23 protein-coding genes are annotated in these 25,616 nt (G+C 34.8%); 5 read left to right on the forward strand and 18 right to left on the reverse strand.

Annotated elements, in window-relative coordinates; all coding sequences use genetic code 11:
• Positions 1–10 precede the first annotated feature (10 nt).
• From EVI01_RS04985 to EVI01_RS04995, 3 genes are all read right to left on the reverse strand, one after another.
• On the reverse strand, positions 11–1,042 hold the full coding sequence (locus EVI01_RS04985) for an LTA glycolipid anchor biosynthesis glycosyltransferase, IagA/BgsA family (protein WP_010751390.1): 1,032 nt from the start codon (positions 1,040–1,042) through the stop codon (positions 11–13).
• 207 nt (positions 1,043–1,249) lie between these two features.
• Entirely contained in the window at positions 1,250–2,977 is a 1,728-nt protein-coding gene (gene ptsP / locus EVI01_RS04990) for a phosphoenolpyruvate--protein phosphotransferase (protein WP_010751391.1), read from the reverse strand.
• Positions 2,977–3,243 carry a phosphocarrier protein HPr gene (locus EVI01_RS04995; RefSeq protein ID WP_010719685.1) on the reverse strand — a complete coding sequence of 89 codons (267 nt, stop codon included), beginning with the start codon at positions 3,241–3,243 and terminating at the stop codon, positions 2,977–2,979. The genes ptsP and EVI01_RS04995 overlap by 1 nt, the downstream gene beginning before the upstream one ends.
• Positions 3,244–3,791: 548 nt before the next feature.
• On the opposite strand from EVI01_RS04995, the gene EVI01_RS05000 reads away from it, so the two are divergent.
• Positions 3,792–6,023 (forward strand): ATP-dependent Clp protease ATP-binding subunit, encoded by a 2,232-nt coding sequence (locus EVI01_RS05000; RefSeq protein WP_010751392.1) that lies wholly within the window; start codon positions 3,792–3,794, stop codon positions 6,021–6,023.
• Positions 6,024–6,177: 154 nt separating this feature from the next.
• On the forward strand, positions 6,178–6,498 hold the full coding sequence (locus EVI01_RS05005) for a DUF1827 family protein (protein ID WP_010751393.1): 321 nt from the start codon (positions 6,178–6,180) through the stop codon (positions 6,496–6,498).
• Positions 6,499–6,545: 47 nt separating this feature from the next.
• Here the strand turns inward: EVI01_RS05005 and EVI01_RS05010 are convergent, their stop codons facing one another.
• The 4 genes from EVI01_RS05010 to EVI01_RS05025 form a co-directional block, all read right to left on the reverse strand.
• On the reverse strand, positions 6,546–6,728 hold the full coding sequence (locus EVI01_RS05010) for a hypothetical protein (RefSeq protein WP_010751394.1): 183 nt from the start codon (positions 6,726–6,728) through the stop codon (positions 6,546–6,548).
• Positions 6,729–6,982: 254 nt separating this feature from the next.
• Positions 6,983–8,563 (reverse strand): peptide chain release factor 3, encoded by a 1,581-nt coding sequence (locus tag EVI01_RS05015; RefSeq protein WP_010751395.1) that lies wholly within the window; start codon positions 8,561–8,563, stop codon positions 6,983–6,985.
• 202 nt (positions 8,564–8,765) lie between these two features.
• On the reverse strand, positions 8,766–10,142 hold the full coding sequence (locus EVI01_RS05020) for a hemolysin family protein (protein WP_010751396.1): 1,377 nt from the start codon (positions 10,140–10,142) through the stop codon (positions 8,766–8,768).
• Positions 10,143–10,300: 158 nt separating this feature from the next.
• The gene (locus EVI01_RS05025; RefSeq protein WP_010751397.1) at positions 10,301–11,419 is read right to left on the reverse strand and encodes an AI-2E family transporter; all 1,119 of its coding nucleotides are present in this window, start codon (positions 11,417–11,419) and stop codon (positions 10,301–10,303) included.
• A gap of 142 nt (positions 11,420–11,561) precedes the next feature.
• On the opposite strand from EVI01_RS05025, the gene EVI01_RS05030 reads away from it, so the two are divergent.
• On the forward strand, positions 11,562–11,996 hold the full coding sequence (locus EVI01_RS05030) for a GNAT family N-acetyltransferase (RefSeq protein ID WP_010751398.1): 435 nt from the start codon (positions 11,562–11,564) through the stop codon (positions 11,994–11,996).
• Between the two features lie 78 nt (positions 11,997–12,074).
• Here EVI01_RS05030 and ntdP read toward each other — a convergent pair whose 3' ends face one another.
• The 3 genes from ntdP to recX form a co-directional block, all read right to left on the reverse strand.
• Complete coding sequence (gene ntdP / locus EVI01_RS05035; RefSeq protein ID WP_010719696.1) at positions 12,075–12,608, reverse strand: nucleoside tri-diphosphate phosphatase; 534 nt, start codon at positions 12,606–12,608, stop codon at positions 12,075–12,077.
• 93 nt (positions 12,609–12,701) lie between these two features.
• A complete protein-coding gene (gene mutY / locus EVI01_RS05040; protein WP_010751399.1) occupies positions 12,702–13,883 on the reverse strand; it encodes an A/G-specific adenine glycosylase in 1,182 nt (393 codons plus the stop codon).
• Entirely contained in the window at positions 13,876–14,676 is an 801-nt protein-coding gene (gene recX / locus EVI01_RS05045; protein ID WP_010751400.1) for a recombination regulator RecX, read from the reverse strand. Before recX ends, mutY begins: the two co-directional genes overlap by 8 nt.
• Positions 14,677–14,782: 106 nt before the next feature.
• Here recX and rlmD point away from each other — a divergent pair, with 106 nt between their 5' ends.
• Positions 14,783–16,192: a 23S rRNA (uracil(1939)-C(5))-methyltransferase RlmD gene (gene rlmD, locus EVI01_RS05050; RefSeq protein WP_010751401.1), complete on the forward strand. Its 1,410-nt coding sequence runs from the start codon at positions 14,783–14,785 to the stop codon at positions 16,190–16,192.
• Positions 16,193–16,426: 234 nt separating this feature from the next.
• Here the strand turns inward: rlmD and EVI01_RS05055 are convergent, their stop codons facing one another.
• From EVI01_RS05055 to EVI01_RS05065, 3 genes are all read right to left on the reverse strand, one after another.
• Entirely contained in the window at positions 16,427–17,107 is a 681-nt protein-coding gene (locus tag EVI01_RS05055) for a YcjF family protein (RefSeq protein ID WP_010751402.1), read from the reverse strand.
• Between the two features lie 136 nt (positions 17,108–17,243).
• The gene (locus EVI01_RS05060) at positions 17,244–17,822 is read right to left on the reverse strand and encodes a lytic polysaccharide monooxygenase (RefSeq protein WP_010751403.1); all 579 of its coding nucleotides are present in this window, start codon (positions 17,820–17,822) and stop codon (positions 17,244–17,246) included.
• A 77-nt stretch (positions 17,823–17,899) separates the two neighbouring features.
• Positions 17,900–19,450, reverse strand: coding sequence for a carbohydrate-binding protein (locus EVI01_RS05065; protein ID WP_010751404.1), 1,551 nt, complete (start codon positions 19,448–19,450; stop codon positions 17,900–17,902).
• Between the two features lie 319 nt (positions 19,451–19,769).
• Here EVI01_RS05065 and EVI01_RS05070 point away from each other — a divergent pair, with 319 nt between their 5' ends.
• On the forward strand, positions 19,770–20,240 hold the full coding sequence (locus EVI01_RS05070) for a TspO/MBR family protein (RefSeq protein ID WP_010751405.1): 471 nt from the start codon (positions 19,770–19,772) through the stop codon (positions 20,238–20,240).
• A 57-nt stretch (positions 20,241–20,297) separates the two neighbouring features.
• On the opposite strand, the gene EVI01_RS05075 is transcribed toward EVI01_RS05070, so the two are convergent.
• From EVI01_RS05075 to EVI01_RS05095, 5 genes are all read right to left on the reverse strand, one after another.
• Complete coding sequence (locus tag EVI01_RS05075) at positions 20,298–21,491, reverse strand: LCP family glycopolymer transferase (protein WP_010751406.1); 1,194 nt, start codon at positions 21,489–21,491, stop codon at positions 20,298–20,300.
• A gap of 316 nt (positions 21,492–21,807) precedes the next feature.
• Positions 21,808–23,292, reverse strand: coding sequence for a Mur ligase family protein (locus EVI01_RS05080; protein WP_010751407.1), 1,485 nt, complete (start codon positions 23,290–23,292; stop codon positions 21,808–21,810).
• Between the two features lie 31 nt (positions 23,293–23,323).
• Positions 23,324–23,563: a hypothetical protein gene (locus EVI01_RS05085; protein ID WP_010751408.1), complete on the reverse strand. Its 240-nt coding sequence runs from the start codon at positions 23,561–23,563 to the stop codon at positions 23,324–23,326.
• 5 nt (positions 23,564–23,568) lie between these two features.
• Positions 23,569–25,248 (reverse strand): hypothetical protein, encoded by a 1,680-nt coding sequence (locus EVI01_RS05090; protein ID WP_010751409.1) that lies wholly within the window; start codon positions 25,246–25,248, stop codon positions 23,569–23,571.
• Positions 25,249–25,342: 94 nt separating this feature from the next.
• On the reverse strand, positions 25,343–25,616 hold a 274-nt coding region (locus EVI01_RS05095; RefSeq protein WP_146811550.1), incomplete at its 5' end, for an LPXTG cell wall anchor domain-containing protein.

Below are 25,616 nucleotides of genomic sequence, written 5' to 3' on the forward strand. Positions count from 1 at the left end.
AAACTACCCTTTATTTTGTTTTTTCATTTACATAAGAATACTCTTCTAATACTTGCTTGTATACATCTTGAAGCTGCTCACCAATTTTTTCAATGCTTCGTTCTTGAGCTGTTTGAAACCCGGATTCTACTAAACTAGGAACTTCTTCTTCTATAATTTTTTTTATTAATAAGGTAAATTCTTCATTTGAATGTCCCATATAACAATTTTTTTTATCTTCTAACCATCCATGATAAACTGGAATATCTCGAACAAGAACATTTTGTTTGCTGGCTAAAGCTTCCAACACCACAATTCCTTCTGTTTCTTCATAAGATGGGAAGAAGAAGAGATCTGCACCTGAATAGGCGCCTTCAATGATTTCCCCTTTAATGTAGCCTGGGAAAATCACATTGTCTGGATGATCTTCTTTAACGATTTTTCGGATATTTTTTGGGATCGAATACATAGGTACATGGCCAAACCAAATAAATGTATACTCCGGCATTTTTTTGGCAATCTCCACAAAATCAACGATCCCTTTCCGTGCAAAAAAGAGACCAACACAAATAATGACTTTCTGTTCTGCGGAAAGATGAAAATATTCGCGAAATTTTTGTTCTTTGATAGGATCTGGAAGATATTTTTCTAAATCAATTCCATTTGATATTGATTGGATCGGTAAATCAATGCCATAACTTTCAAGCAACTTTTTAGAGTAAGGAGTCGGAGTAATTAAATAATCTGCTTTTTGGTACAATCCTACTAAATATTTTCTTACCAATGGTGACAATTGATTTGACCCAATAAAGGAATTACGAAAATCCTCCTCAGTTGAATGCGCATGATAGACGATTTTTTTACCATCTCTTCGTGCTTTATTAACCATATTATGACTATTGATACCATATGTATTGATGTGCAAAATATCATAGTCTTCTTTACTATCTAGTGTATAGGGTATTCCTACCTCTTTTAGAGCACGCTTTTGATGATCGAGTGCACGGCCGATGCCAGATTTTGCAAGCATCTTTTCACTTTCAAAATATAATAATACTTTCACCTTACGTCCTCCTTCACTTATATAGTATAACATAGCACTAAAACTGTCACTCAAACTTAAGTCTGATTTAACACAACACTAATAATAATTAAAACGTTTTTTTATTTTCATGTCAAATCAACTATGTATGTAATTAGTTAAATAAATGCAAAAAAATGATAAAAGCTGATACAGCTATTAAGTCTGTACCAGCTTTTACTAGTATCATTATTTTACGTATTCATTTACAAGTTCAACGACTTCTTCCATCGTGTCACATTCTTTCAATGCACGATCAGCAAGTTCAGCCATTTTCGTTGTATCTAAACGTTTCATTAAACTACGTGTTTTTAAGATAGAAGTTGCGCTCATAGAGAACTCATCTAATCCCATGCCCACAAGTAGTGGAACAGCTGTTTGATCTCCAGCCATTTCGCCACACATACCAGCCCATTTACCTTCAGCGTGAGCTGCATCAATCACGTTTTTGATTAAACGTAAAATTGATGGGTTATAAGGTTGGTATAAGTATGAAACGCGTTCGTTCATACGGTCAGCTGCCATAGTGTATTGAATCAAATCATTTGTTCCTACTGAGAAGAAGTCAACTTCCTTCGCAAACTTGTCAGCTAAAACAGCAGCTGCAGGAATTTCAATCATAATGCCGACTTGGATCGTATCAGATACTTCCACGCCTTCATTCAATAACTTTTGTTTTTCATCTTCAAAGATTGCTTTTGCCCCACGGAATTCTTTAAGTGTCGCCACCATTGGGAACATGATACGTAAGTTACCGTGAACGGATGCACGCAATAACGCACGCATTTGTGTACGGAACATTTCGTCTCCTTGTTCAGAAAGACTGATACGTAATGCACGATATCCTAAGAATGGGTTCATTTCATGAGGTAATTGCAAGTAAGGCAATTCTTTATCTCCGCCGATATCCATCGTACGTACGACAACTGGTTTACCTTCCATGCCTTCAAGAACCGCTTTATATGCTTCATATTGATCATCTTCCGTTGGAAAATCAGGAGAATCCATATATAAAAATTCTGTACGGTAAAGTCCCACTGCTTCTCCACCATTGTTATGAACACCCACTAAATCTTTTGGTGTACCAATGTTGGCTGCTAATTCAAAATGTTTGCCATCAGCAGTTACTGTTTCAGCATGTTTTAATTTTTCCCATTCTGCTTTTTGAGCAGCATATTCTGCACCAATTTTTTCAAATTCGGCTTTTTGTTCGTCTGTTGGATGAACGATAACATCGCCTTCGATTCCGTTAACAGCTAACATATCGCCTTCTTTGACTTTAGCCGTGATCTCTTTTGTTCCAACGATAGCTGGAATTTCTAAAGAACGAGCCATGATAGCAGAGTGAGAAGTACGTCCACCAATGTCCGTTACAAACGCTTTAACAAAATTGCGATCTAATTGAGCAGTATCACTTGGTGTTAAATCATGCGCAACAACGACAACTTCTTCATTGATCATTGATGGATTTGGTAATGTTACACCTAGCAAGTGTGCCAAAATACGTTTCGCAACGTCACGGATATCAGCCGCACGTTCTTGCATATAAGCGTTGTCTTGCATTGCTTCAAACATACTGATATACATATCAGTTACTTCTTTTAATGCAGATTCAGCATTTACACTGTTATCATTAATATTTTGTTTAATTTGACCAACCATTTCTGGATCTGAGAGAACCATCAAGTGTGCATCAAATACTTGCGCTTCTGCTTCCCCTAGGCTTTGCGCTGCTTTTTCACGAATTTGTTGCAATTCTTCAGTAGATTTTGCTAAAGCATCGTCTAAACGAGATGCTTCAGCTGCTGTATCTTCTACTGTTGTCTTACTGAATGTTAAATCCGGTTGAACTAGCAGGTAAGCTTTCGCAACGGCTACACCGTCACTTGCGGCAATCCCTTTTAGCATTTCAACCATTATTCAGATAATCCTTCTTTCTTCATTGTATCAACGATAGCTGCCATTGCATCTGCTTCGTCCGCACCTTCAGCTGTGATTGTCACGTCAGAACCTTGACCCACACCTAAAGACATAACGCCCATGATAGATTTTAAGTTTACTGATTTACCTTTATACTCTAAGTTTACATCAGAGTTAAATTTGCTTGCAGTTTGTACTAATAATGTAGCTGGACGTGCGTGGATTCCAGTTTCTGCTACTACGTGAAATTCTTTCTTTTCCATATTAATCGGTCTCCTTTAAGTGAGTGTTGTTTTTATGTGAGGGTTTTCTTTTTTAGTAGTTTCCTAAGAACTCTAATAAGTGGTACCCTTTCATCTGTAAAGATTACCATTTTTTTTCGACAGATACAACAGTTTTCATTTAAATTCGATCATAAAGTATAGAAAATGTTGGTTGCTACTTTTTTAATGACAATAGATATGATAACAACCGTACTCTTTTTACTTCCTTTCATTCTCGCAACAATAAATCATTAACCCTAGAAGCCATCATTTTACCTATACATCCTTCATTAACTGACTATCATCTATCTATCAGACAAATGATAGGAATGTCTCCTTTTACTTTTTCTACCTATTTTGAAAACTAAATACTTGCACAGCTTATAAAAATTAGTATAATTAAAATCAAAGGTCAAAAATGGTCAATGATATTTTTACCTTTCTTTTACTTTCTGTCTCAAATGAGGGTTATTCTTTTACCTTCATAAAAACGAGTTGTAAAATATAACTATAATTATATGAATCCTGTGAAAGGACGTGAATCATTTATGCTTTGTCAAAATTGTGGTAAAAATGAAGCAACCATCCACTTATACGCAACCGTAAACGGGCAACGGACACAACTTGACTATTGCCAAAGTTGCTATCAGAAAATCAAAAATCAACAAAATGGAGGTCTAACAAGTATGGCCCAAAATGATCCATTTGGATTTGGTAGCTTGGACGATCTATTTCGTTCCATGTCTCGTCAAATGCAACAACAAGGTAATTATGAACAAACCCCACCTACTCAATTCGGTGGAAATAATAATTTTAACGGTGGTCAACCGCCTCGAGGAAGTTCAGAAGGACTTCTTGGAGAATACGGTATCAATATTACTGAACAAGCACGTCAAGGAGATATCGATCCTGTGATCGGACGTGATGAAGAAATCAAACGCGTGATTGAGATTTTAAATCGCCGAACCAAAAATAATCCGGTATTGATTGGCGAGCCTGGTGTGGGTAAAACTGCAGTGGTTGAAGGTCTCGCACAAAAAATCGTGGATGGCGATGTTCCTCAAAAATTAATGGATAAAGAAGTAATTCGTTTAGATGTTGTTTCGTTAGTCCAAGGAACAGGTATCCGCGGTCAATTTGAAGAACGAATGCAAAAACTGATTGAAGAAATCAAACAAGCTGAAAACGTGATCTTGTTCATTGATGAAGTTCACGAAATTGTAGGCGCTGGTTCTGCGGGGGATGGCAACATGGATGCAGGAAATATTTTAAAACCTGCATTAGCACGTGGTGAACTACAAATGGTGGGCGCAACAACATTGAATGAGTATCGTATTATTGAAAAAGATGCTGCTTTAGAACGTCGTATGCAACCTGTACGAGTCGTTGAACCTTCTGTTGAAGAAACGATCAGTATCTTAAAGGGATTACAAAAACGTTATGAAGATTATCATCATGTAAAATATACAGATGAAGCGATTGAAGCTGCAGCAATTTTATCTAATCGCTATGTTCAAGATCGCTTTTTACCAGATAAAGCAATCGATTTGCTTGATGAAACTGGTTCAAAGAAAAACTTAACTATTCAAATCGTTGATCCAAAAACAATTGACAAAAAGCTTCAAGAAGCACAAGAACAAAAAATTCAAGCTTCTAAAGAAGAAGATTTTGAAAAAGCTGCTTATTATCGCGACCAAATCAATAAGTTACAAAAAATGAAAGATCGTCAAATAACTGATGAGGAAACACCTGTCATTACTGAAAAAGATATGGAAAGAATTGTAGAAGAGCGTACTGGTATTCCAGTTGGCGAATTAAAAGAAAAAGAACAAACACAATTAAAGAATCTTGCCACTGATTTAAAAGCGCATGTGATCGGACAAGATGATGCAGTGGATCGAGTAGCTAAAGCAATTCGTCGTAACCGTGTCGGTCTAAATAAGAAAAATCGTCCGATTGGATCTTTCTTATTTGTTGGTCCAACAGGTGTTGGGAAGACCGAATTAGCTAAGCAACTTGCTTTTGAATTATTTGGTTCTGAGGATTCAATGATTCGCTTTGATATGTCTGAATATATGGAAAAACATAGCGTATCTAAGTTAATTGGTTCTCCTCCTGGTTATGTTGGTTATGAAGAAGCGGGACAACTAACTGAAAAAGTCCGTCGTAACCCTTATAGCTTAATTTTGCTAGATGAAGTTGAAAAAGCTCATCCAGATGTTTTGCACATGTTCCTACAAATACTAGATGATGGACGTTTAACTGATGCACAAGGGCGCACAGTAAGCTTTAAAGATACCATTATCATTATGACAAGTAACGCTGGTACAGGTAAAATTGAAGCCAATGTAGGTTTTGGAGCTGCTCGTGAAGGAGTTACTCGTTCGGTATTGAACCAGCTCAACAATTATTTTACCCCTGAATTTTTGAATCGTTTTGATGGGATCATCGAATTTAGCGCTTTGTCAAAAGAAAACTTAATGACCATTGTTAGTTTGATGTTAAATGATGTGAATGAGATGCTAGCGCCACAACAACTACACATTGAAGTCCCAACAAATGTCAAAGAAAAGCTTGTTGACTTAGGCTATGATCCAGCAATGGGTGCTAGACCTCTTCGTCGAACGATTCAGGAACAAATCGAAGATGGCATTGCCGAATTTTATTTAGATCATCCTTCGATTCATGAACTAAAGGCAAAATTAGATAAAGAAGATAAAATTGTCATCACTTCTAAGCCAGAACGTTTAGTAAAAGAAGCACTAAACTCAAACGAATAAACTTGCTTTTAAAACTCGCTTTGTACCGATCATATTGGCGCAAAGCGAGTTCTTCTATTTTTTAACCAAAAGCAAAATACTGTTCTTTTTATTAAAAAAAAATTATAATAGTATTAGGTTGTATTCAAAAATATACATAAAAGAGGTGAGCGCCATGAAATTCGTTAATGTAACCAATAGTCATTCTCGTTTAGTCTTAAATCAATTAGAAAATACAGATGCTAATATGGTAAAGGTCTATACCGCAGGAAATACGATGGTCATTTATACTGAAGCACCCCAACACAACGAGATTTTACTAATCAATGAAAAACGGAAAATACAGCCAAAAGAGATCGAAGAAGTCAAAAAATACTTCTTGAATAAGATCCATGACGCCCTATACCATGAAGAAGAAATCCAAGTAATCGAATTAGCCGATTTAGTTGAAATATCTATTCCCAAACATTATCCAAATGCAAAAGTGGCTATGTAAGAGTGATGCTAGAAGAAAGAAACCACTTGATCAAAAACCAATGAATTTTAGTTTTTGCTAAGATTAATTGGTTTCTTTTTTTGTGTTTTTCCTAGCTGAACGATTGCTCTTACCTCTTTAACAATGGATTCGTTTTGCTCCCAACCTTCAATATCTAGCATTCGACACAACCGTTGCATTTCGATTTTTTTCCGCGCTTTTCGTGCTTTTTTTTGTTCTTCTGTTTCCATAAGATCTCATCCTTTCTTTTTAATTCTCTCTATATATACGTAATTAGATTGTAATTCATTTTTTTTTTAATCTTCACCAACTTTTTCTTTAAAATAGAAAAATCCATTTCAACTAGTTAGTTGGAATGGATTTCTTGAATCATTTATTCATAAAATTTGATAAAAGTCAGCAAGCTTTTATTTTCTTAAATATACTTCTCTTTTGTTAGTTGTTTTAACAAAAAAAATCATGTATCGTACTTCTATTCGATGCTTTACATCAAACTTTTTAGTTTAACATTCGGGTACTTATCCGCAAACCAACGTTCAGCAAATTGATTTTCAAATAAGAATAATGGTTGATCAAATCGATCACGCGCTAAAATATTTCGACTTGAACTCATTTTTTCATCTAAATCTTCTGGATCAATCCATCGAGCAATTTTATGACCCATCGGAGACATAATCACTTCTGCGTTATATTCATTTAACATTCGATATTGGAAAACTTCAAATTGCAATTGACCGACTGCACCGATAATATATTCTTCCGTCAAATAAGTTTTATATAACTGGATGGCACCTTCTTGTACAAGTTGGTAAATTCCCTTATGAAAAGATTTTTGCTTCATGACATTTTTGGCAGTCACTTTCATAAATAATTCAGGAGTGAATGATGGGAGCTCTTCATAAGCGACCTTTAATTTACCTTCATACAATGTATCTCCAATTTGGTAATTACCGGTGTCATAAACGCCGATAATATCTCCTGCTACTGCTTTTTCCACATTTTCCCTTGAATCAGCCATAAATTGCGTAACATTGCTTAACTTCAATTTTTTCCCTGTTCTTTCCAAGGAAACATCCATTCCACGTTCGAATGTGCCCGAACAAATACGAACAAATGCAATTCGATCACGGTGAGCTGGATTCATGTTTGCTTGAATTTTAAAAACAAATCCTGAAAATTCTTCTTCATAAGGGCTGACCACTTGCTCATCTTGCGTTTGATGACCATAAGGCGAAGGAGCCAATTCAACAAATGTTTCTAAAAACGTTTGAACACCAAAGTTTGTGAGTGCCGAGCCAAAGAAAACTGGCGTTTGATCACCATGAGCTATTTTTTCTTCATTAAAAGAATCGCCAGCTTCTTTGATCAATTCCACTTCTTCAAGTACTTGTTCATATAATGAATTGGCAGTCAGAGGATGCCCATCTGGAAGCAATCCATCTTCATCTAATGTAATCAAGCGCTCATCGTTGTAGTTTTCTGGGCGATAAAATTCAATTCGATTATGGTGGATGTCATATAATCCTTCTAAGCCTTTTCCCATCCCAATTGGCCAATTCATTGGGTAAGATTCAATATCCAGTAACTCTTCCAGTTCTTCTAATAACTCTAAAGGTTCTCGTCCATCACGGTCCAATTTATTGATAAAAGTGAAAATAGGGATTCCTCTTTTTTTAACTACTTTAAATAGTTTTTTTGTCTGTGCTTCAATCCCTTTGGCACTATCTATCACCATCACAGCACTATCCACTGCCATTAAAGTCCGATAAGTATCTTCTGAAAAATCTTCATGTCCAGGTGTATCCAAAATATTGACTCTTTTTCCATGATAATCAAATTGCATAACTGAACTCGTCACAGAGATCCCACGTTGTTTTTCAATTTCCATCCAGTCAGATTTTGCAAAGTTGCCAGTCTTTTTACCCTTCACTGTTCCAGCTTGGCGAATGGCACCACCAAATAAAAGTAATTGTTCCGTAATCGTTGTTTTACCAGCATCTGGATGGGAAATAATAGCAAAAGTACGCCGATTATCTACTTGTTTTTTTAAATCTGGGTTATTCATAAATTAACTCCATTCCTTACTTGTTTTGTTCTATGCTTATCTATCCAGATGAGAAAAAATTTACTTTCTCATCTCTTCTTCTCACAACTAGATTAGTATAGCATGGATTAGCCATTTGAAAAAGCACATCAATCATAATTCTTAATGTCTTTCAAAAAAATAGATGTGTTGCTTATTTTACAAACAACACATCTATCCTTCATTATCTTCTTGGTTCGTCTTCTTCAAATTCTTTTCTAAAATAACGACGATCTTCTTCTGGTTCTGCTTCTGTTTCTTCTGGATCATGGAAGATCACACGAATTTTGAGTATTCTTGAACCTTCCATTTCTTCAGAGATCAATGTGATGTTATCTACGTCAAAAGATAATTTTTCTCCTTCATCAGGAATCATCCCTAAAGCAGTAATCAGATACCCCGCCATTGTATCCACATCACTCATATGCAAATCGCTATCAAATGCTTCATTAAATTCATCGATCAACATACGACCTTGAACAATGTATTCATGTTCAGCGATTTGTTCATACAATTTTTCGACTTCATCTGATTCATCGTCAATCTCACCAACGATTTCTTCAAGTAAGTCTTCTAATGTCGCTAAACCAACAACTCCACCGTATTCATCAAGTAAAATAGCCATTTGGTTTTGCGTTTTTTTCATCTCATATAACAGATCATCAATAAAAATCGTCTCTGGCACAAACAAGGGTTCTTGCATGATCTTTCGAATATCTAAATGTTGAAAACCAAATTTATGCGCAGCTTTCAATAAATTTTTTGTATGAAGAATTCCTACCACTTTATCTTTATCTTCATTATATACAGGAATTCTTGAATAATTTTCTGATAGTACTTCATTGACATTTTCTTCAACGGAGTCATTGATATCGATCATAAAAGCATCTGTTCGAGGAACCATTACTTCCCGTGCTACTTTGGTATCTAAAGAAAAAACACCTTGTAGCATTTCTAATTCTTCATTGTCAAGTACACCTTCAGTTTCCAGCATGTATCGCATTTCATCTCTCGTCATTTTTGAATCTTCATCATCAAATGTCATTGGGGTAATTCTGGCCAATAGACTAGTTGAAGCAGATAAAAACCAAACGAATGGTTTAGCTACTACACCGATCAAACGAATAATACCAGAAGTAAAACTTGCTACTTCTTCTGATTTATTCAAAGCAATCCGTTTAGGATATAATTCACCAAAAACGATGGATACATAAGTTAAAATAGCTAAAACGATAATATTTGCAATATTTTTTGCTGCTGCTCCACCACCTAATAGGGGGGCTAATTTTTCTGATAATGTATTTGCTAATGAAGCACCTGATAGGATATTCACTAACGTAATTCCTACTTGAATAGTTGATAGAAAGTTCGTTGGGTTCTGCAATATTTTTAAAAGCTTTTGAGATTTATTGTCTCCTTCTTCCGCTTTTTGCTCGACTCGACTTTTGTTGATCGAAACAACAGCAATCTCGGAAGCAGCTAAAAAAGCATTGATCAAAGTTAAAATGATCAGTAATAAAATTTGCGCTAACAGCGACTGACTCTCAGGGTCAGCATTCATAATCGCATTCTCTCCTTATATTCGTTAATTTTTTAGTTTGTAGATAGAAAAAAAGCGTGACTATAAAAATAGCCACGCTAAAATGTTATCACAAAGAAATTTTCTTTGCAATAGAAATACTTATTTAGTAAAAAACACTCCAACTTAGATAACCATCTTTACAAAGTTGTGGCGATTTTTTTCTTATTTTCATTTTGCTTGTCTTCTTTCACAATTTTAATGATAAAAGAAATGATTGCTTTACAAATCGCATAAAATGGCACTCCTAAGAAAATACCGATCAAGCCAGCAATATTTCCTGCGACTAACAAAACAATGATGATTGTTAGGGGATGAATCTTCAAAGATTTCCCAATCACATTTGGGTAAATGATATTTCCGTCTAATTGTTGCACAATCAAGACGACGATACAGCAAAGTAATGCTTTAAAAGGATCATTGAATACGGTGACTAAAAATGCAGGCGCTAGACCTAAATAAGGACCTAAATAAGGAATTAAATTAGTTAATCCAGCGATAACGCCAAATAAAAAAGCATAATTCACGCCTAAAATAAGGTACCCTAAAAAAGTAAACGTTCCAACAAAAAGACATTCAATGGCTTGTCCACTAATATAACTGGCTAAGGTTTGATTTAATTGTCCAAGTAATTCCACGATCTGTTCTCTTCTTTTTTCAGGAAAGAATTTTTTGATCGTAGGTACCATTTTTTCTCCATCTTTCAACATATAGAACAAGATAAATGGTGCTGTAATGATTACTATCGTGGCAGAAGCGATCGTTCCTACTAATGAGCCTAAACTATTTGATATCCCGCTTAAAGACTGTTGAATGATACTACCATAAGATATATCAAGTTGTTCCAGATATTTATTAATATTTACTTCTTTAAATATCGGTAACTCAGCCATCTCTCTTAACCAACTCTCAACTCGTGTGATAAAGTCAGGAATATTTGAGGCAATCGATGAAATTTGTTGGATCAGACTAGGAATGACACTTAACAAAATCCAAATAATCGCCGCAACAAGTAAAAGCAGGACAATCGCAACTGCCCAAATACGTTTAATTTTAACTTTCATCAATAACTTCACTATAGGATTCAACAAATAATATAAAAAACCAGCAATTAAGACTGGTGCAAACAATGTTGAGAAAAATGTTCCAATTGGTCGAAAGATAAAATTGATTTTTGAAGAAACAAAAATCAAGGTTGCCAGAATGAGTAATTCACACGACCAAAACATTAATTTTGATTGTTTTAATTTTTCAAACAATTTTTTTCCTCCTTTCGTCTCTTTTACTAGTATATATTATTTATAAAAAAAATTCTTTTATTCTTATCGATATTTGTTTTTTTAGCTACTTTTCATTCATTTTTCTATACAGTATACTAGATAGATGAAAGGTGGCCTTCAGATGAGAGTAGTACAAACAAAAGATACATTAAATGACATCTACCTTGATGCCGTTCGAATCAGAAACCAAGTTTTTGTCGTGGAACAAGACGTTCCTTTAACAAGAGAAATTGATAAAGACGAAGCACATTGTGTCCATTTTGTTCTTTATTCAGAAAAAAAACAACCGTTAGGAACTGTTCGACTACTTCCACTAGAAAACGGAAAAATGAAATTGCAACGCATGGCAATTCTTTTAAATTATCGTCACCAAGGGCTTGGGAAGATTTTAGTCGCTGAAGCAGAATCTTTCGCCAAACGTCAAGGCTATAACACCATTTTATTAGGGGCGCAATCAACAGCGAAACACTTTTATGAGAAGCTTGGTTATAAAGCTTATGGCGAACTTTTTGAAGATGCAGGAATTACCCATATCTCTATGAAGAAAGAACTTTAATTCAATTCATTTTTCTGGATTGTACTCATAAAAAAGCAGCAAGCACAAAAAATGTTTTTGGCTTACTGCTTTTTACTTTTACTTGCGCGACAATTGCTTGTAACGGTTATACCAAATATCAATATAGCCTTCGGAGAAAGGGCCCTCACCATTATTGATCCAGTCAACCAAGATCTTCACATTTTCTTTCAGGATGAAGTCGATATCATTTGGATAGTTCATCATTTGGCTATGCATCTCATATTCATCGACATCTAGTAAACGTTTCTCACCATCAGGAAACACTTTGATATCTAAATCATAATCAATATACTTCAATGCCTCATCGTCCAACAAAAAAGGTGAAGCTAGATTACAATAATAGGAAACCCCCTTTTCTCTAATCATTGCTATTACATTAAACCAGTATTTCTTGTGAAAATACACAATTGCTGGTTCTCGAGTCACCCAACGGCGTCCATCAGACTCCGTGACCAATGTATGATCATTGACACCGATCATTGAATGCTCACTTGTTTTTAATACCATGGTATCACGCCACGTTCGATGCAATTTGCCGTCATGTTTGTAACTTTGAATCGTTACAAACTCACCTTCTTTTGGGACTCCCATAGCAACCCTTCCTTACGCAGCATCTCATGCTTTGTGTTTGGGTGTTCATTACACCGACATCGTAATTATTATATCAATAAAAAAGAGCTTTGCCTAGAAAGGATTACTATTGTTTCGATTTTTCTCTAATTGTTCATTTACTTTCACTTGTACTTTTGGAAAAGTGACATGATCAAAATCATCTGGCATTAACCAACGAGTTATTTTTGTTTCTTGAAAACTTTCACTTAATAAAGAAGGAACTCGACCATAAAACAGCAATACGTGCCACTTTAAATGACTAAAGATATGCGATACTTCTCCTAAATGACGCTTTTGCCAAATTACTTGATCTTTAAAGTCAAAAGGTAGGGCTGTTTCTTCTTCTGCGACTTTTTCTTGATCGAATAAATTTGGTTCATAAGCTTGCGCCCACTCTATTTTCAGCCATTCATATTTTTCCTTTGACACTTCCATCATAGGAAACGTCCACATATTTGCTAATAACTTTTGATTATGCCGTTCTTTGAAATAATAGGCTCCTTCCTTATTTTGAAGGGCGGCACATACATAGTAGACATCTTTTGGTTTTGCCTTTTTTGTTTTTACCGGAAACAAAGTTTGCTCTTGCTTTTTATAGGCTAAACAAAATGATTGGATGGGGCATTGATCACAAGAAGGCGAAGTCGGTGTGCAAATTGCTGAACCTAGATCCATCAACGCTTGATTAAATTCGCCGGGATATTGTTTATCAATAATTTTACGCATCGCTTCATCAAAAATTTTTCTACTAGAGGCTTTAGCGATATCTGCTTCAATACAAAACAAACGGCTAACAACCCGCATCACATTGCCATCAATGGCAGGTTCAGGAAGCCCAAAAGCAATACTTGCAATCGCTCCTGTTGTATATGGCCCAATACCTTTTAACGTGCTAATAGCTTTTGGTGTCCTTGGCATTTCTCCACCAAATTCTGACATAATTTGCCTTGCTGCGGCTTGAATGTTTCGTACTCGTGAATAGTAGCCTAATCCTTCCCAAGCTTTTAATAGTTTTTCTTCTGGGGCATCAGCTAAGGCTTTGATCGTCGGAAACCATTCCATAAAGCGGTAAAAATAATCAATAACCGTGTCTACTCGTGTTTGTTGGAGCATAATTTCTGAAATCCAGATGCGGTAAGGATCTTGATCATAGCGCCAAGGTAAATTTCTTTTTTCTTTTTCGTACCATTCAATAAATAATTTCTGAAACTGTTCTAATTCATTTTCCGTCCATTTTTCCCATTCTTTATTCACTGGATTCTTCTTCCTTTTCTGTGATGAATCGTTGAATCATATCTAAATCAAACCCTTTTTGATACAAACTTTGCTTTATTTTTAAATTTCTTTTTTGTGGTTCAAACCGAGCATTTTTTCGCCATAATTTTTCTCCTTGAGTGATTAGATACTCGTATTCTGATACTGGATTTTTCTCTTGTGGCAAGTTTGCTATCGCTCGCTGAATCGTATCTGGTGAAAAACCTTTTGTCATTAAATTCTGCTGGATTTTTCTAAAGAGTTCTTTTTGACTTTTGCCATGGTTTTTATGAAATAGTTTTTCTGCCACTTGACAAGCCATCACCACTTGTTCTTCTTCGGGATATTGTAATAGTGCTTGTTCAATTATTTCTGGCTTCAATCCTTTTTGTTGTAGTTGTTGGGCCAACTTTTTAGGTCCTTTGTCACTTAGCCGCATGTGCGTACGAACAAAGCTTTCGCCATAAACTAAGTCGTTAATCAAATCTAGCTCCTTTAACCGATCCACAATTTTGTGGCGATCATCAAGTTCGATTTCTTTTTCTTTTAAATAAGTTCTGATTTCTTTTTCAGAACGCAATTGATAGCTTAGATAGTTAAGTGCTTGTTGGAAACCAAAGTCAAAACCACTACTTTTCTTGATTTCTTCCATTATTTCTTCAGTTAATTCTTGCCCTTTTAATAAGCGATAACGTACCAACAGATCTTCTGAAACTTTTAAAGAATCTCCATTCGATAAATCAACTTGATAAAAGGGACCTTTTCCTTTACTGATTCTCATGATTGTCACCATTGAGATTCCTCCTCGAACATATATTCCTATCATACCATAGAAAATCCCCATCACTATTAATTATATGTTAAAATACAACCATACTATAAGAAAAAGGAAGATATCTATGACAGAAACCATTGTCAAAAGTGGACAAACTATCCCTTTAAAAATCAAAAGACTTGGCATTAATGGCGAAGGGATAGGTTACTTCAAACGTTTAATCGTTTTTGTCCCTTATGCCCTTCCAAAAGAAGAAGTCCTTGTTAAAATTACCAAAGCAACACCGCGCTATGCCGAAGGTCAACTAACTAAAATCAAAAAATCGAGCAAAGACCGTGTCGTTCCACCATGTCCAGTTTATTATGAATGTGGCGGTTGCCAGCTTCAGCATTTAGCTTATCAATCACAACTTGATTTCAAAAAGGACTTGCTTATGCAGGCGCTCGAAAAATTTAAGCCAGAGGGATTCCGTTCTTACTATTTGCTTCCAACCATCGGCATGGATAATCCTTGGCATTATCGCAATAAAGCGCAATTTCAATTAAGAAAAAATAAAAAAACACAAAAAATCGAAGCTGGCCTTTACCAAGCCAACTCCCACGAACTTGTTTCGTTAACAGACTGCTTAGTCCAAGAGCCACAGACACAAAAAGTCATGAACACAGTGGTAGAGCTTTTAAATAAATATGATTTACCTATTTATGATGAACGAAGTAACAGTGGCATTTTTCGTACGATCATGGTCAGAGTAGGGATAAAAACTGGGGAGTTACAAGTAGTGTTTATTACTCGCAGCCAGAAATTTCCGCAAAAAAATGCTATGATACGAGAAATCAATCAAAAACTACCAGAAGTGGTATCGATCATGCAAAATGTCCAACCAAATAGAACTTCGCTAGTGATGGGAAATGAAACTTTACACCTCTGGGGCAAAGAAGCGATTGAGGAACATCTGAATGAAGTAACGTTTGATCTATCACCACGAGCATTCTTTCAGTTGAATCCACAGCAAACAGAGATCCTTTACAAAGAAGGAATCAAAGCGTTAGCTATTCAATCCAATGAAACAATTGTCGATGCTTATTGCGGTGTGGGAACGATTGGATTGAGCGTCGCAAAACAAGCAAAAGAAGTTCGTGGCATGGATGTTATTTCCCAAGCAATCGATGATGCTCGCAAAAATGCTCACCGTTTAGGGTATACGAATACCCGTTATGAAGTAGGTACCGCTGAAGAATTACTACCAAAATGGCTGAGTGAAGGGTTTAACCCAGATGGGATCATTGTTGATCCTCCAAGAACCGGCCTCGATCCACAGCTAATCCAGGCAATTCTCAACTATCCACCAACGAAACTAGTTTATATTTCATGCAATGTTTCAACATTAGCACGTGATCTAGTACAATTAAGTAAAAAATTCAATGTCGATTATTTACAATCTGTTGACATGTTTCCACAAACAGCACGTTGTGAAGTTGTCGTAAAACTGACAAAAAAACAACTAACTGAGCCAGAAAAGAGCTCTTTAATCTGAGCACTAAGACAAAAAACTCGAAACAGCTTTTCATGTTTTGAGTTTTTTGTCTTTAGTGTTGAAGATCAGCTCTTTGAACACTGTGAAATATTTGGATACCCAAAAGTTTTTTAAGACTAGAATTGATGCATACTTTTCAAAAATTTTTTTGCAACTTATTTCCTTTTACATTTTTTAAAATAAAAAAAGAGTATGCCTGTTAGGCTATTTTTATCTATTTCTACTGATAAATCATTATTTCTTTAAACTTTTTAATGCCCGAAACAATGTTTGGTATTGTCCTTTAAACGACGTGACTTGTTCGAAAACATCTTCTCCATTGTTTAACATTTTAACGGTTACCCATCCTAGTGATTCAGTGATCGCACTGGCTACCGTGGCATTAATAGTAGCTCCCGTCACTGTTCCCACAGCTGGTACAAATTTCACGATATTTCCCACTGCACTTCTGCCTAAACTTACCACAACTAGCTCTTTTGATAGGCTTTTTCCTAAACTTTCTGACCACCGCTGACCAAAAAGTTTATGTAAACGTGCCATCATCGTTAATTGGACTGGTACTAGTAAAAAAGCATCAGAAAAAGGAATCGGCGAACAACCAATGATTGCTGCCGTCAATGTCGCAGCATGAATAATCTTATGGCATTTTTTACGAGTATCTTCATCCACTCCTTTTAGAAAATCTTTAAATACTTGATCGAATCTCACTTGATTTTTTTCGAGAATTTTTTCCGCAACTATTTTTGATTTGTCGTAAGTGTTGAGAAGTGCTCTTGCTGATTTTTGAGGTAATTTTTTGACTACTTCTGAAAAAAAAGTATTAAATTCTTGTTGATCCAACTCTTGTTCAGGCGAAGGAGTTAATTTACTCTTATTATCTATTTTTGTTTTACTTTTTTTCTTTAAAAATCCCATTATCCTTTTCCTCCTAAGCAAAATTTAGACAACTCTTTCTTTTATCCTATCATACAGTAATTCTTTATTTAACTAAAATTATTCACTCAAAAAAACTGCTAAGTCTCAAAAAGACTCAGCAGTTCCATTTTAATTTCTATTGAATGTTCACATCAATTGCTTGATAAAAAGCATTCGTTGTATCACTAATATTCCAAACCGCTAAGATCACATGATATCCTTTACGATCTTGAGGAATAGTAATGGTTTGGTTTACGGTTTTTGAAGGTATAGTTCCTTTATCATCAATTTTTGTAACTAATTCGAAATCACTGATTTTTAGTGGCGCATTAGGATTCCAACCTGTTTTTGTGATATAGTAATCCCACGTACTTGTACGATGTTGTGCCGTTAAATTCCATGTAATATTCAAATTTCCACTATTAATGATATTTTTATGCCATCTTGTTGCTGTTTGTTCGTCTAAAGGCTCAAATCCACTTACTCCTGCACTTGCTAATTTCCCATCAATAAATGTATTCTTGGGTGCTTCAATACTTTGTGGCTCCCACTGTGCACGTCCGACATTTTGATTTAAATTTCCTGCTGCGGCTGTCCCAAAATACGCACGACTTCCAGGTGACGTGATGTAACCATGAGCAAATCCAGCAGCACCAAATCCAAATAACCCTAATACAACAACCCCAACAAACAATAAGACATTAACCTTTTTCATGATAAACCTCCCATTAGTTGATGCGTTCATTGTAATCGATTTCTAAAAAGCAATCAAACATTATGCTTTTATATTTTTTACAATACTCTTATCCACAAAGTTGGAGCAAGATCTGGTGCCCAATGTGACATTGCTCGGTGTCCCTGTATGCAACGATACTGAAGTCCTTTGTATGTTACGATATCTCCAGCTTCATATAAAGTTCCTACAGTCCATGTATTTCCAGGTGTACTTTCACTTTCATTTGATGTTTTTACTGAAATTGCTTGACTCAAATCAGAAGCGCCAGTAGCATTTACCGCTTTTATTTGATAGCTATAAGTAGTATTGGCTGTAAGCTTCTGATCTTTGAATGTGTTTGTAGTAGTTGTAGCAATTTGCGTATTATTTCGATAAATTTCATAATGAGTCACTTTTTCTTTTGAATCATTGTTTGCCCAGTTTAATGTAATTGAATCTTGCGTGATAGCACTCGCATTTAAATTTACTGGAATAGATGGTTTTGCTAAGTTTTCCACTGGTCCTTCAGAATCATCCGTAAATTGTTGTGCAACAGTCAAAAATTCATATTGGTTTTTCACTTGGCCTTGGCCGCTATCTACCATAGCATCACGATTCATAGACCAGTATGAAACCATACCTAGTTTTCGTGATTTCGCATGTTGTACGACTTTATTAAACATATCTGTTGTAAAGTAAGGATGTGCTGAACTTTCAAAACCAATAGATGGTGTAGTCCCTAATTTTGCATAAGCTTGCGCATCAGTCAATGTTGTATTCGCATATCGTTTGTAATAATCTTGTAATTGATTCTTGGTATTATCTACAGCATCTAAAGAACCTTGTGCATAATCTGGTACAACACTTCCATAACACATAGTCATAATGTTAACTGTAGTAAGGTCAACGCCTGCTTCAAGGTAAGCTTGTAATACAGATAAACCTGTTGAAATTAATCCTGTATCCATAACTGGTAAAGTAAGAGTCACACTTACTCCTGTCTGATCTTGGACTTGTTTAACCGCTTTCGCATTTGCTAAATTGTGAGCATAATCCATTGCGCCAGCTTCAACGTCAAAGTCCACACGAGTGAGTCCATACCCTTCAATTATCTCTTTATAAGCATCTGCTAAAATCGTTGTATTTTGAGTTGTTTCCCAGAAAGCACCAGCATTTAAACCACCAAAGGATATCGCCACATCCCCGCCAACTTCTCTTAATTCACGAATGGATTTTTTGATTCCCTCATACTGCCAGCCATCACTTTCGTTTTCATTTAATGTAGGAAATCCTCCCCATGCCCAATCAATTTTACCGTCTTTAAGCCCTTTTGATTGCATAAATCCTAAATTAAAGAATTTTTGCCCAGTGCTTTTTGCTACTGCTGCAAGATTAAGTGCACCGTTATTTCCTAAACTTTCTCCGCTAACATATGCGGTCATATCTACAAATGGCGCAACTACTTGGTCTGCCCATTGAATTCCTTGACCTACACCAAAGTCGGCTTTTTTAACACTAGTTTGTTCGGTAGCAAATGCATCCTCCATGTTTAAAATAAGTGGAGCAATCATCAAGCTACAAAGTGCTGCTCCTGCTAATATTTTTTTGATATTTCTTTTATTATTCATTGTTATTTCTCCTTTTATAATAAAATCATTTATTAAAATTGCTTGCGTAATCGATTACAATTAATATATTAACAAACAAACAGGATAAAAATAACATTTTAAATCCATAATTAATGTTATTTAATTTCATCTACCATCCCTTCTAATAATGTTCGGTATTGCAAAAAAACAAATACATTAATTAAAAAGTTTAACCATAATAAATATACGCGTTTTTAAAATAACGAATAAACCAAAAAAAATACGTGTAACAAACTAAATTCAGGTATGTTTAATTTGTTCATGGTACACTAGAAATATAGAAAGGAGTTAAATGAATATGGCTATACTGAAAGATTATCGTTTTTGGATTTGTACGGTTGGAATAGTTGTTTTAGGATTTTTATCAGGGCTACTTAGTGGTAATCCAGGTAGTTATTATTATTCTCTTGAACTACCTCCATTTGCTCCACCTAGTTGGATATTTGGCCCAATGTGGACATTGTTGTATATTTTGATGGGGATTTCCTTATATTTATTACTAACATTGAAAAATAAACGCATCAAACAGAAATTAATTTCGTTATTTGTTGTTCAATTTATCTGTAATTTTCTTTGGTCAGCATTATTTTTTAATTTAAAAAATATTTTTATTGCTGCTCTTGATATTTCTTTATTAGTGATTGTCTTATCCATTTTACTTTATCAACTCTGGCTACATTATCGTTTAGTGATGTGGTTGATGATTCCTTATTATCTCTGGGTATTATTTGCTACAGTGCTTAACTATTCTATTTATTTTTTAAATTAAGCGACCGTAAAAAAGCACTCGGAACCGTCAAAGGTGACAGTTCCGAGTGCTTTTTTATTAATAACCATTCCCATAGTTGTATTCTTGGTTATAGGTTTCTTGTTGATAGGTTTGATCATTGTTTTGATTATAGTTCGGATCATAACCCTGATCGTAATTTTGCGTTGTTTCTGGAGTCGAGTAGTCATACTGATTGGTCTCTTGTGAATAATTAGAATAAGTTGAATCATTGCTATCTGTTACTGTTTCTGACGAATTTTCATTTGAGTCTGAATCATCATAAAACATGACTGAGGCATTCGCATTATTTAAATTAGGGAGCGTTTTACTGGTTTTGATCCCTAATTGTTTTTTCAATTCGTTTTGAATCCCTAATAAATCATTTTTCCCTAAGATCTGATAATAGATACTATCAATGGTTGCATCTTTTCCTTTTAATTGATCTTGTTTAATGGTTTCAAAAGCCGATGTGTAATTTGTCGCTACATCTAGCATGTCATCCCAATCCAAATCAGTTGTTACATTTTTTTCAACAGCTTTTAAAATTTTCCGATAGTTGCTGACGCCATCTAAACTCAATACTTTATTGACAATTTTCGTTACAACTTCTCGTTGACGTGCTTGACGACCAATGTCTCCTAATGGATCTTCGTGTCTCATTCTTGAATAAGCCAATCCAGTTTCTCCATCCAGAACTTGTTTACCAACAGGAACATGGACACCATCAAGTGTAAAATCAATCTTATTATTGACTTCAATGCCACCGACTGCATCGATTAAATCTTCCATCCCATCTAAGTTGATTGTCACATAATGATCAATAGGGATATCTAAAAGTTGCTCAATTGAGTCCATTGCCATTTCCACACCACCAAAGGCATAGGCATGATTTAACTTATCTACTGTTCCATAACCCACAATATTGGTATAAATATCACGATCTAAACTAATGATTGTCGATTTTTTTTGTTGTGGATTGACAGTCACTACCATCATTGTATCTGATCTTCCTTGTTCTGTTCTACCTAATCCACCGGTATCTAAACCCAATAATAAGACTGAAAATGGTTCTTTATCATCAATACTCACTTTCCCCGAGCGTTTCGATGATACTCGATTGGATTCTTTAGATATTTGATTAACTGTTCGATTTGCTTCTCCCATGAGTTTGATTCCATAAGCTGAAATCCCCCCAATTAAAATAACAAGAATTCCCAATAAAGCTATTACAACTTTTTGCCACCGCTTCATAATGCACCTCTATCTTACATTTTCTTAAAATATTTTCTCATACAAGTAATGTTTCAGCAATTTCCCTCTTTAAACATAATAAAACTTTAAAAAAAATAGAAATATTCAACTACTGATTATATATATGTAATTTTCTTAAAATTCTTAACTATCATACCATAGCATCTTTTAAGAGAAAAGTATGAATCTAGCTATTTCTATATACTCTATTTTTATCATCTCTTCAATGTTCACCACTTGTCTTATTTCACAAAAAAAGAAACGATGTCACCTATTAGACATTGTCTCTTTTTTACTAAAAATAGGATTAACAGGTTTATCCTACAGTTAAACTCTTTTTATTAGCCATTTTACGAATGTACCGATCAATTTCATGGAAATCACTGCCCGTAACAGAACCTTTTGCTAAAATGAGACTATCTTCATTCAATAGTTCTTCCAGTCGATCCGTTAATTCTTGTAGCGTAGCAAACCATTGAAAATTGTCATGAAGCATTTGCTCCTCCTGAAATATCGCTTTAAAATGTTCACCATATCCCAAGATGTAATCTGCGTTGGAATTTTCTATCGGTTCTTTCAATGATTCATGAATTTTTTTTGCTGTATTTCCTAAATCGGCAATTTGTCCCAGAACCAAAATACTTGTTCCTTGATAAAACGGTTGTATTTCATCAAAATAGGCAATCGCATTTTTCATTGCAGGTAAAGAGGCATTGTGTGTATCATCAATGAAAGTAAAATTAGCACCACTAGGAGAAGAATAAATTGTTTTATCAAGGATTTTTGTTAATGGTTTAAACGTTTCAAAAGCAGTTAAATAGCTATCAATTTCTCCTTTTATTTTCCAAATAGCTAATAAGGTAGCAAAAGCATTAGAAATCATCCCTGCTGAAGCAACAGCTAAATTCATTGTTCGTTTTTGTCCGAAAAAAGAAAAGACAACTTCACAAAAATCTCTTTTTTGTTTCGTTTGGATTAAAAAGACATCATTTGTTGGATCAATCAACGAATAAGTCAAAATATCAGTAGTTCTTTTTCGTGCAGCATTCATTAAAATTTCTAATTCTTTTTCACCGATATCTGTATTGATAATCGCTGTTCCATTTCTTTTTAATCCTTCAAATATTTTAGCTTTATGCCTAGCCACTCCTATCGTATCTTTTAATGAGCTAAGATGTGCTTCACCAATCGAAGTGACAATGGCAATATCTGGTTGAATCAAAAGGGACATCGAACCTGTATCATGAGAATTCAATGCATTGACAGAGACTTCTAAATTTAAAATATCTGGATCACTGACTAGCTTGCTTAGATAAAGAGGAATGGCAAATCGTACATTATGATTCCCTCTATTTTCCAATACCGTTTCTTTTTCAAATACATGTGAAATCATCATCCGAGTAGACGTTTTTCCAGCCGAACCCGTAATCGCTATGACTGGTTTTTCATAGGAATTTCTTATTTTTTTTGAAATATTTATTAAAAATTCCCAACTATTTTTTACAATAAATTGGGGCGTATTAACTGAAAGATCTTCGATTGGTTTTTCGGTGACAATTAAACCAAAATCATTTTCTCTTCCTCTGATTTGTTCGTTTCCATCTCGCCAACTTACTTTCTTACGATTTATATAGCTTCTTCTTTCAGGAGTAATACAAACAAATAAGGTGGTTGAATAATCTGTTCGTCTATTTAAATGTCCAGAAAAGTATTCAAAATTATCAATTTTTTGATCAAGATGATCATAGTTTTTAAAATATGCACCTTCAATATCTGCTAATAATCCTTGAATCTTCCACATCTTCTTGCACCTACTTTACTATTGTTTAGGACTACCATTTGCCTCGTCTTGGTCGTGCTTGATTGACATATCTTGTCGCTGTTTTTTCAATTCTTTGGGGAGAATCATCTTGATCGACTTCCCAAGGATACAAACCATCGGCATTTTTTTGGTATTGGCTCCAATCATTTTCAATCGAAGTCGATTGGTGTTCTTTTTTCTTTTTAATTCGAAAAACCAAATAAGAGAAACCAATTAAAGCTAATGCGGTAAACCGAATATAACCGACCATTTTTTTCACTCCTCTTCTTTATAATGGATCGAGTAATTAATCAAACCAGATAAAAAGTGTTCTGCATCATCTATCCTCATTCGAAAACGATCATGACGTGCAAAAAATCCATATTTTATTGCTTGAGGATTTTTAAAAAATTGTGCAAATTCAGGGAACATGACCCCGGTTGTGATTTCATGTAATACTCTTTTTTTCATCACTGTATTGATTCGTGTTTTTGTTTTTATAAACTCTTCATCAACTGGAAATATTTTTTTTCTTAGTGGACTTACTTCAAGTTTACTTATCATTTTAGAAGCCGCTACTAATAATTCAAGCATCGTAGGATAGGCAGTGTCTCGTTGATCAATAAAGTTGATGTTTACCATCGCATTTTTAATACCAAATTCGTAATACGTATCTTTTTCCTGATATTTAAGCATTTCATTGGTTGCATAACTTAACCAATGATCGTGATACTTTTGATAATTATCAGCGACAAATCGTTCCATCAAGCCTTCACAAATTTCAAAAACTTCAATGTGTTTTATAATTTCATAGGCTCTTAGTAAAGAAAATAGAATTTCCCCATCATAGTAAATAATTCTGAACTGTTCTTTTGTATTTAATTCTGCGTCAAGAACGTGGATCGTTTTATAATCTGATGTGATAAATTTTTTTGATACAGATTCAATTAACCGGGTAAGCTGATTGTGAAAGTGTGGTTCTTTTGTTACTTCAGAATACTTAGCTAAAGCAAGAATAGCTGTCGCTTGGGCCCCTAATTTATACTCGATTTCTTTATTCAAATAGTCTTTGATTAGTAAATGCCCATCGACTTCAGAAGTCAGATTGCTTAAGCCCCACTCTAATCCTTCTTTGATATCTTGCATCATTGAATAATCTGAAAAATATTCAGCTGATTCTGCCAAGGCATATAAAGAAGAAAAGTGACGAACAGAATTATAACCTTTTAATAATTGGTCATAACACGGATAATAGCCGTAAATGAACTTACCACTCGAAGTTAATTGATTTTTCAAATAGTTACTCCCTTGTTCAATAACTAATTCTGTGATTTCTTCAAGATTTTCATCAGTCACTTCTCTTACGTGATTGCCGTTTCCATAATCTTTTAACAAAAATACTTCACCATTTTCAAAATAAAAGGACGCTGTTTCAAAAAAGTAAAATTTTGAGCGCTGTAAGTAACTTAAATCATTTTCTTCTCGTCCATATTTGCGTTTCACATATCCACGATAGTTTTGAGAATCAATGTGTAAATCAGGATGATTTTTCCCAACTATATGTGCTTTACTTGGCTTAATGATTGCATTGGCGACTAATTCTTCTTTTAAAAAACTTCTTTTACGTATTCCATCTATCCGCAAATTAAAATCGATATAGTTATTTCGTTTGATTTTTTTCAAACGCTCGTTTACTTGAGAAAAGTTAGCTTGTTCTTCATTGATAACGATATCTAACCTCAAATACGCTGCGGATTCAAATTTATTTGTCCGATAAGCCGTTAAAAAATTATTCCAAATTGTTTTAAAATTATTTCCGTAAAATTCATAAGTTCTTCCACGTTCATCGAAATTTCCAACTGTGACAATTAATAATTTTTTTGCAACATTCATCTCAACTTTTTCAAGTGTATCTTTGATTATTGATACATCGTTTTTGTATGTTTGAACTGGCATCTACTCACCTCTATCAATAATGAAGTGGTCATAACTATATCAGCAACTATCAGCACTTAGTCTATTTCAATAGTTATGACCGCTTCCTTAATTATTAGTTATTTTTTTTATTTTTTCGCAATTTCCAAATACCTAAGCCCGAGATTAAGGAGATTAATCCACCTAACCAAGAGGCAGATACATTTAATGTGTCATCTGTTTTAGGATACATTTTTGGTGTTGTTCCAGCCTGGTAATTCATTGGTTTTGTTCCACTATAACTACTACCATAGCTTGACGGTAATTTTGGCGTATTCATCCCTGATCCTCCAGATGTATTCGTTGGAATTACCGCATCTGGTCCTCCAGAAGAATCAGAACCGTTATTC

Origin of the sequence: Enterococcus villorum (genome assembly GCF_007990225.1) — a bacterium.
GTDB lineage: Bacteria > Bacillota > Bacilli > Lactobacillales > Enterococcaceae > Enterococcus_B > Enterococcus_B villorum.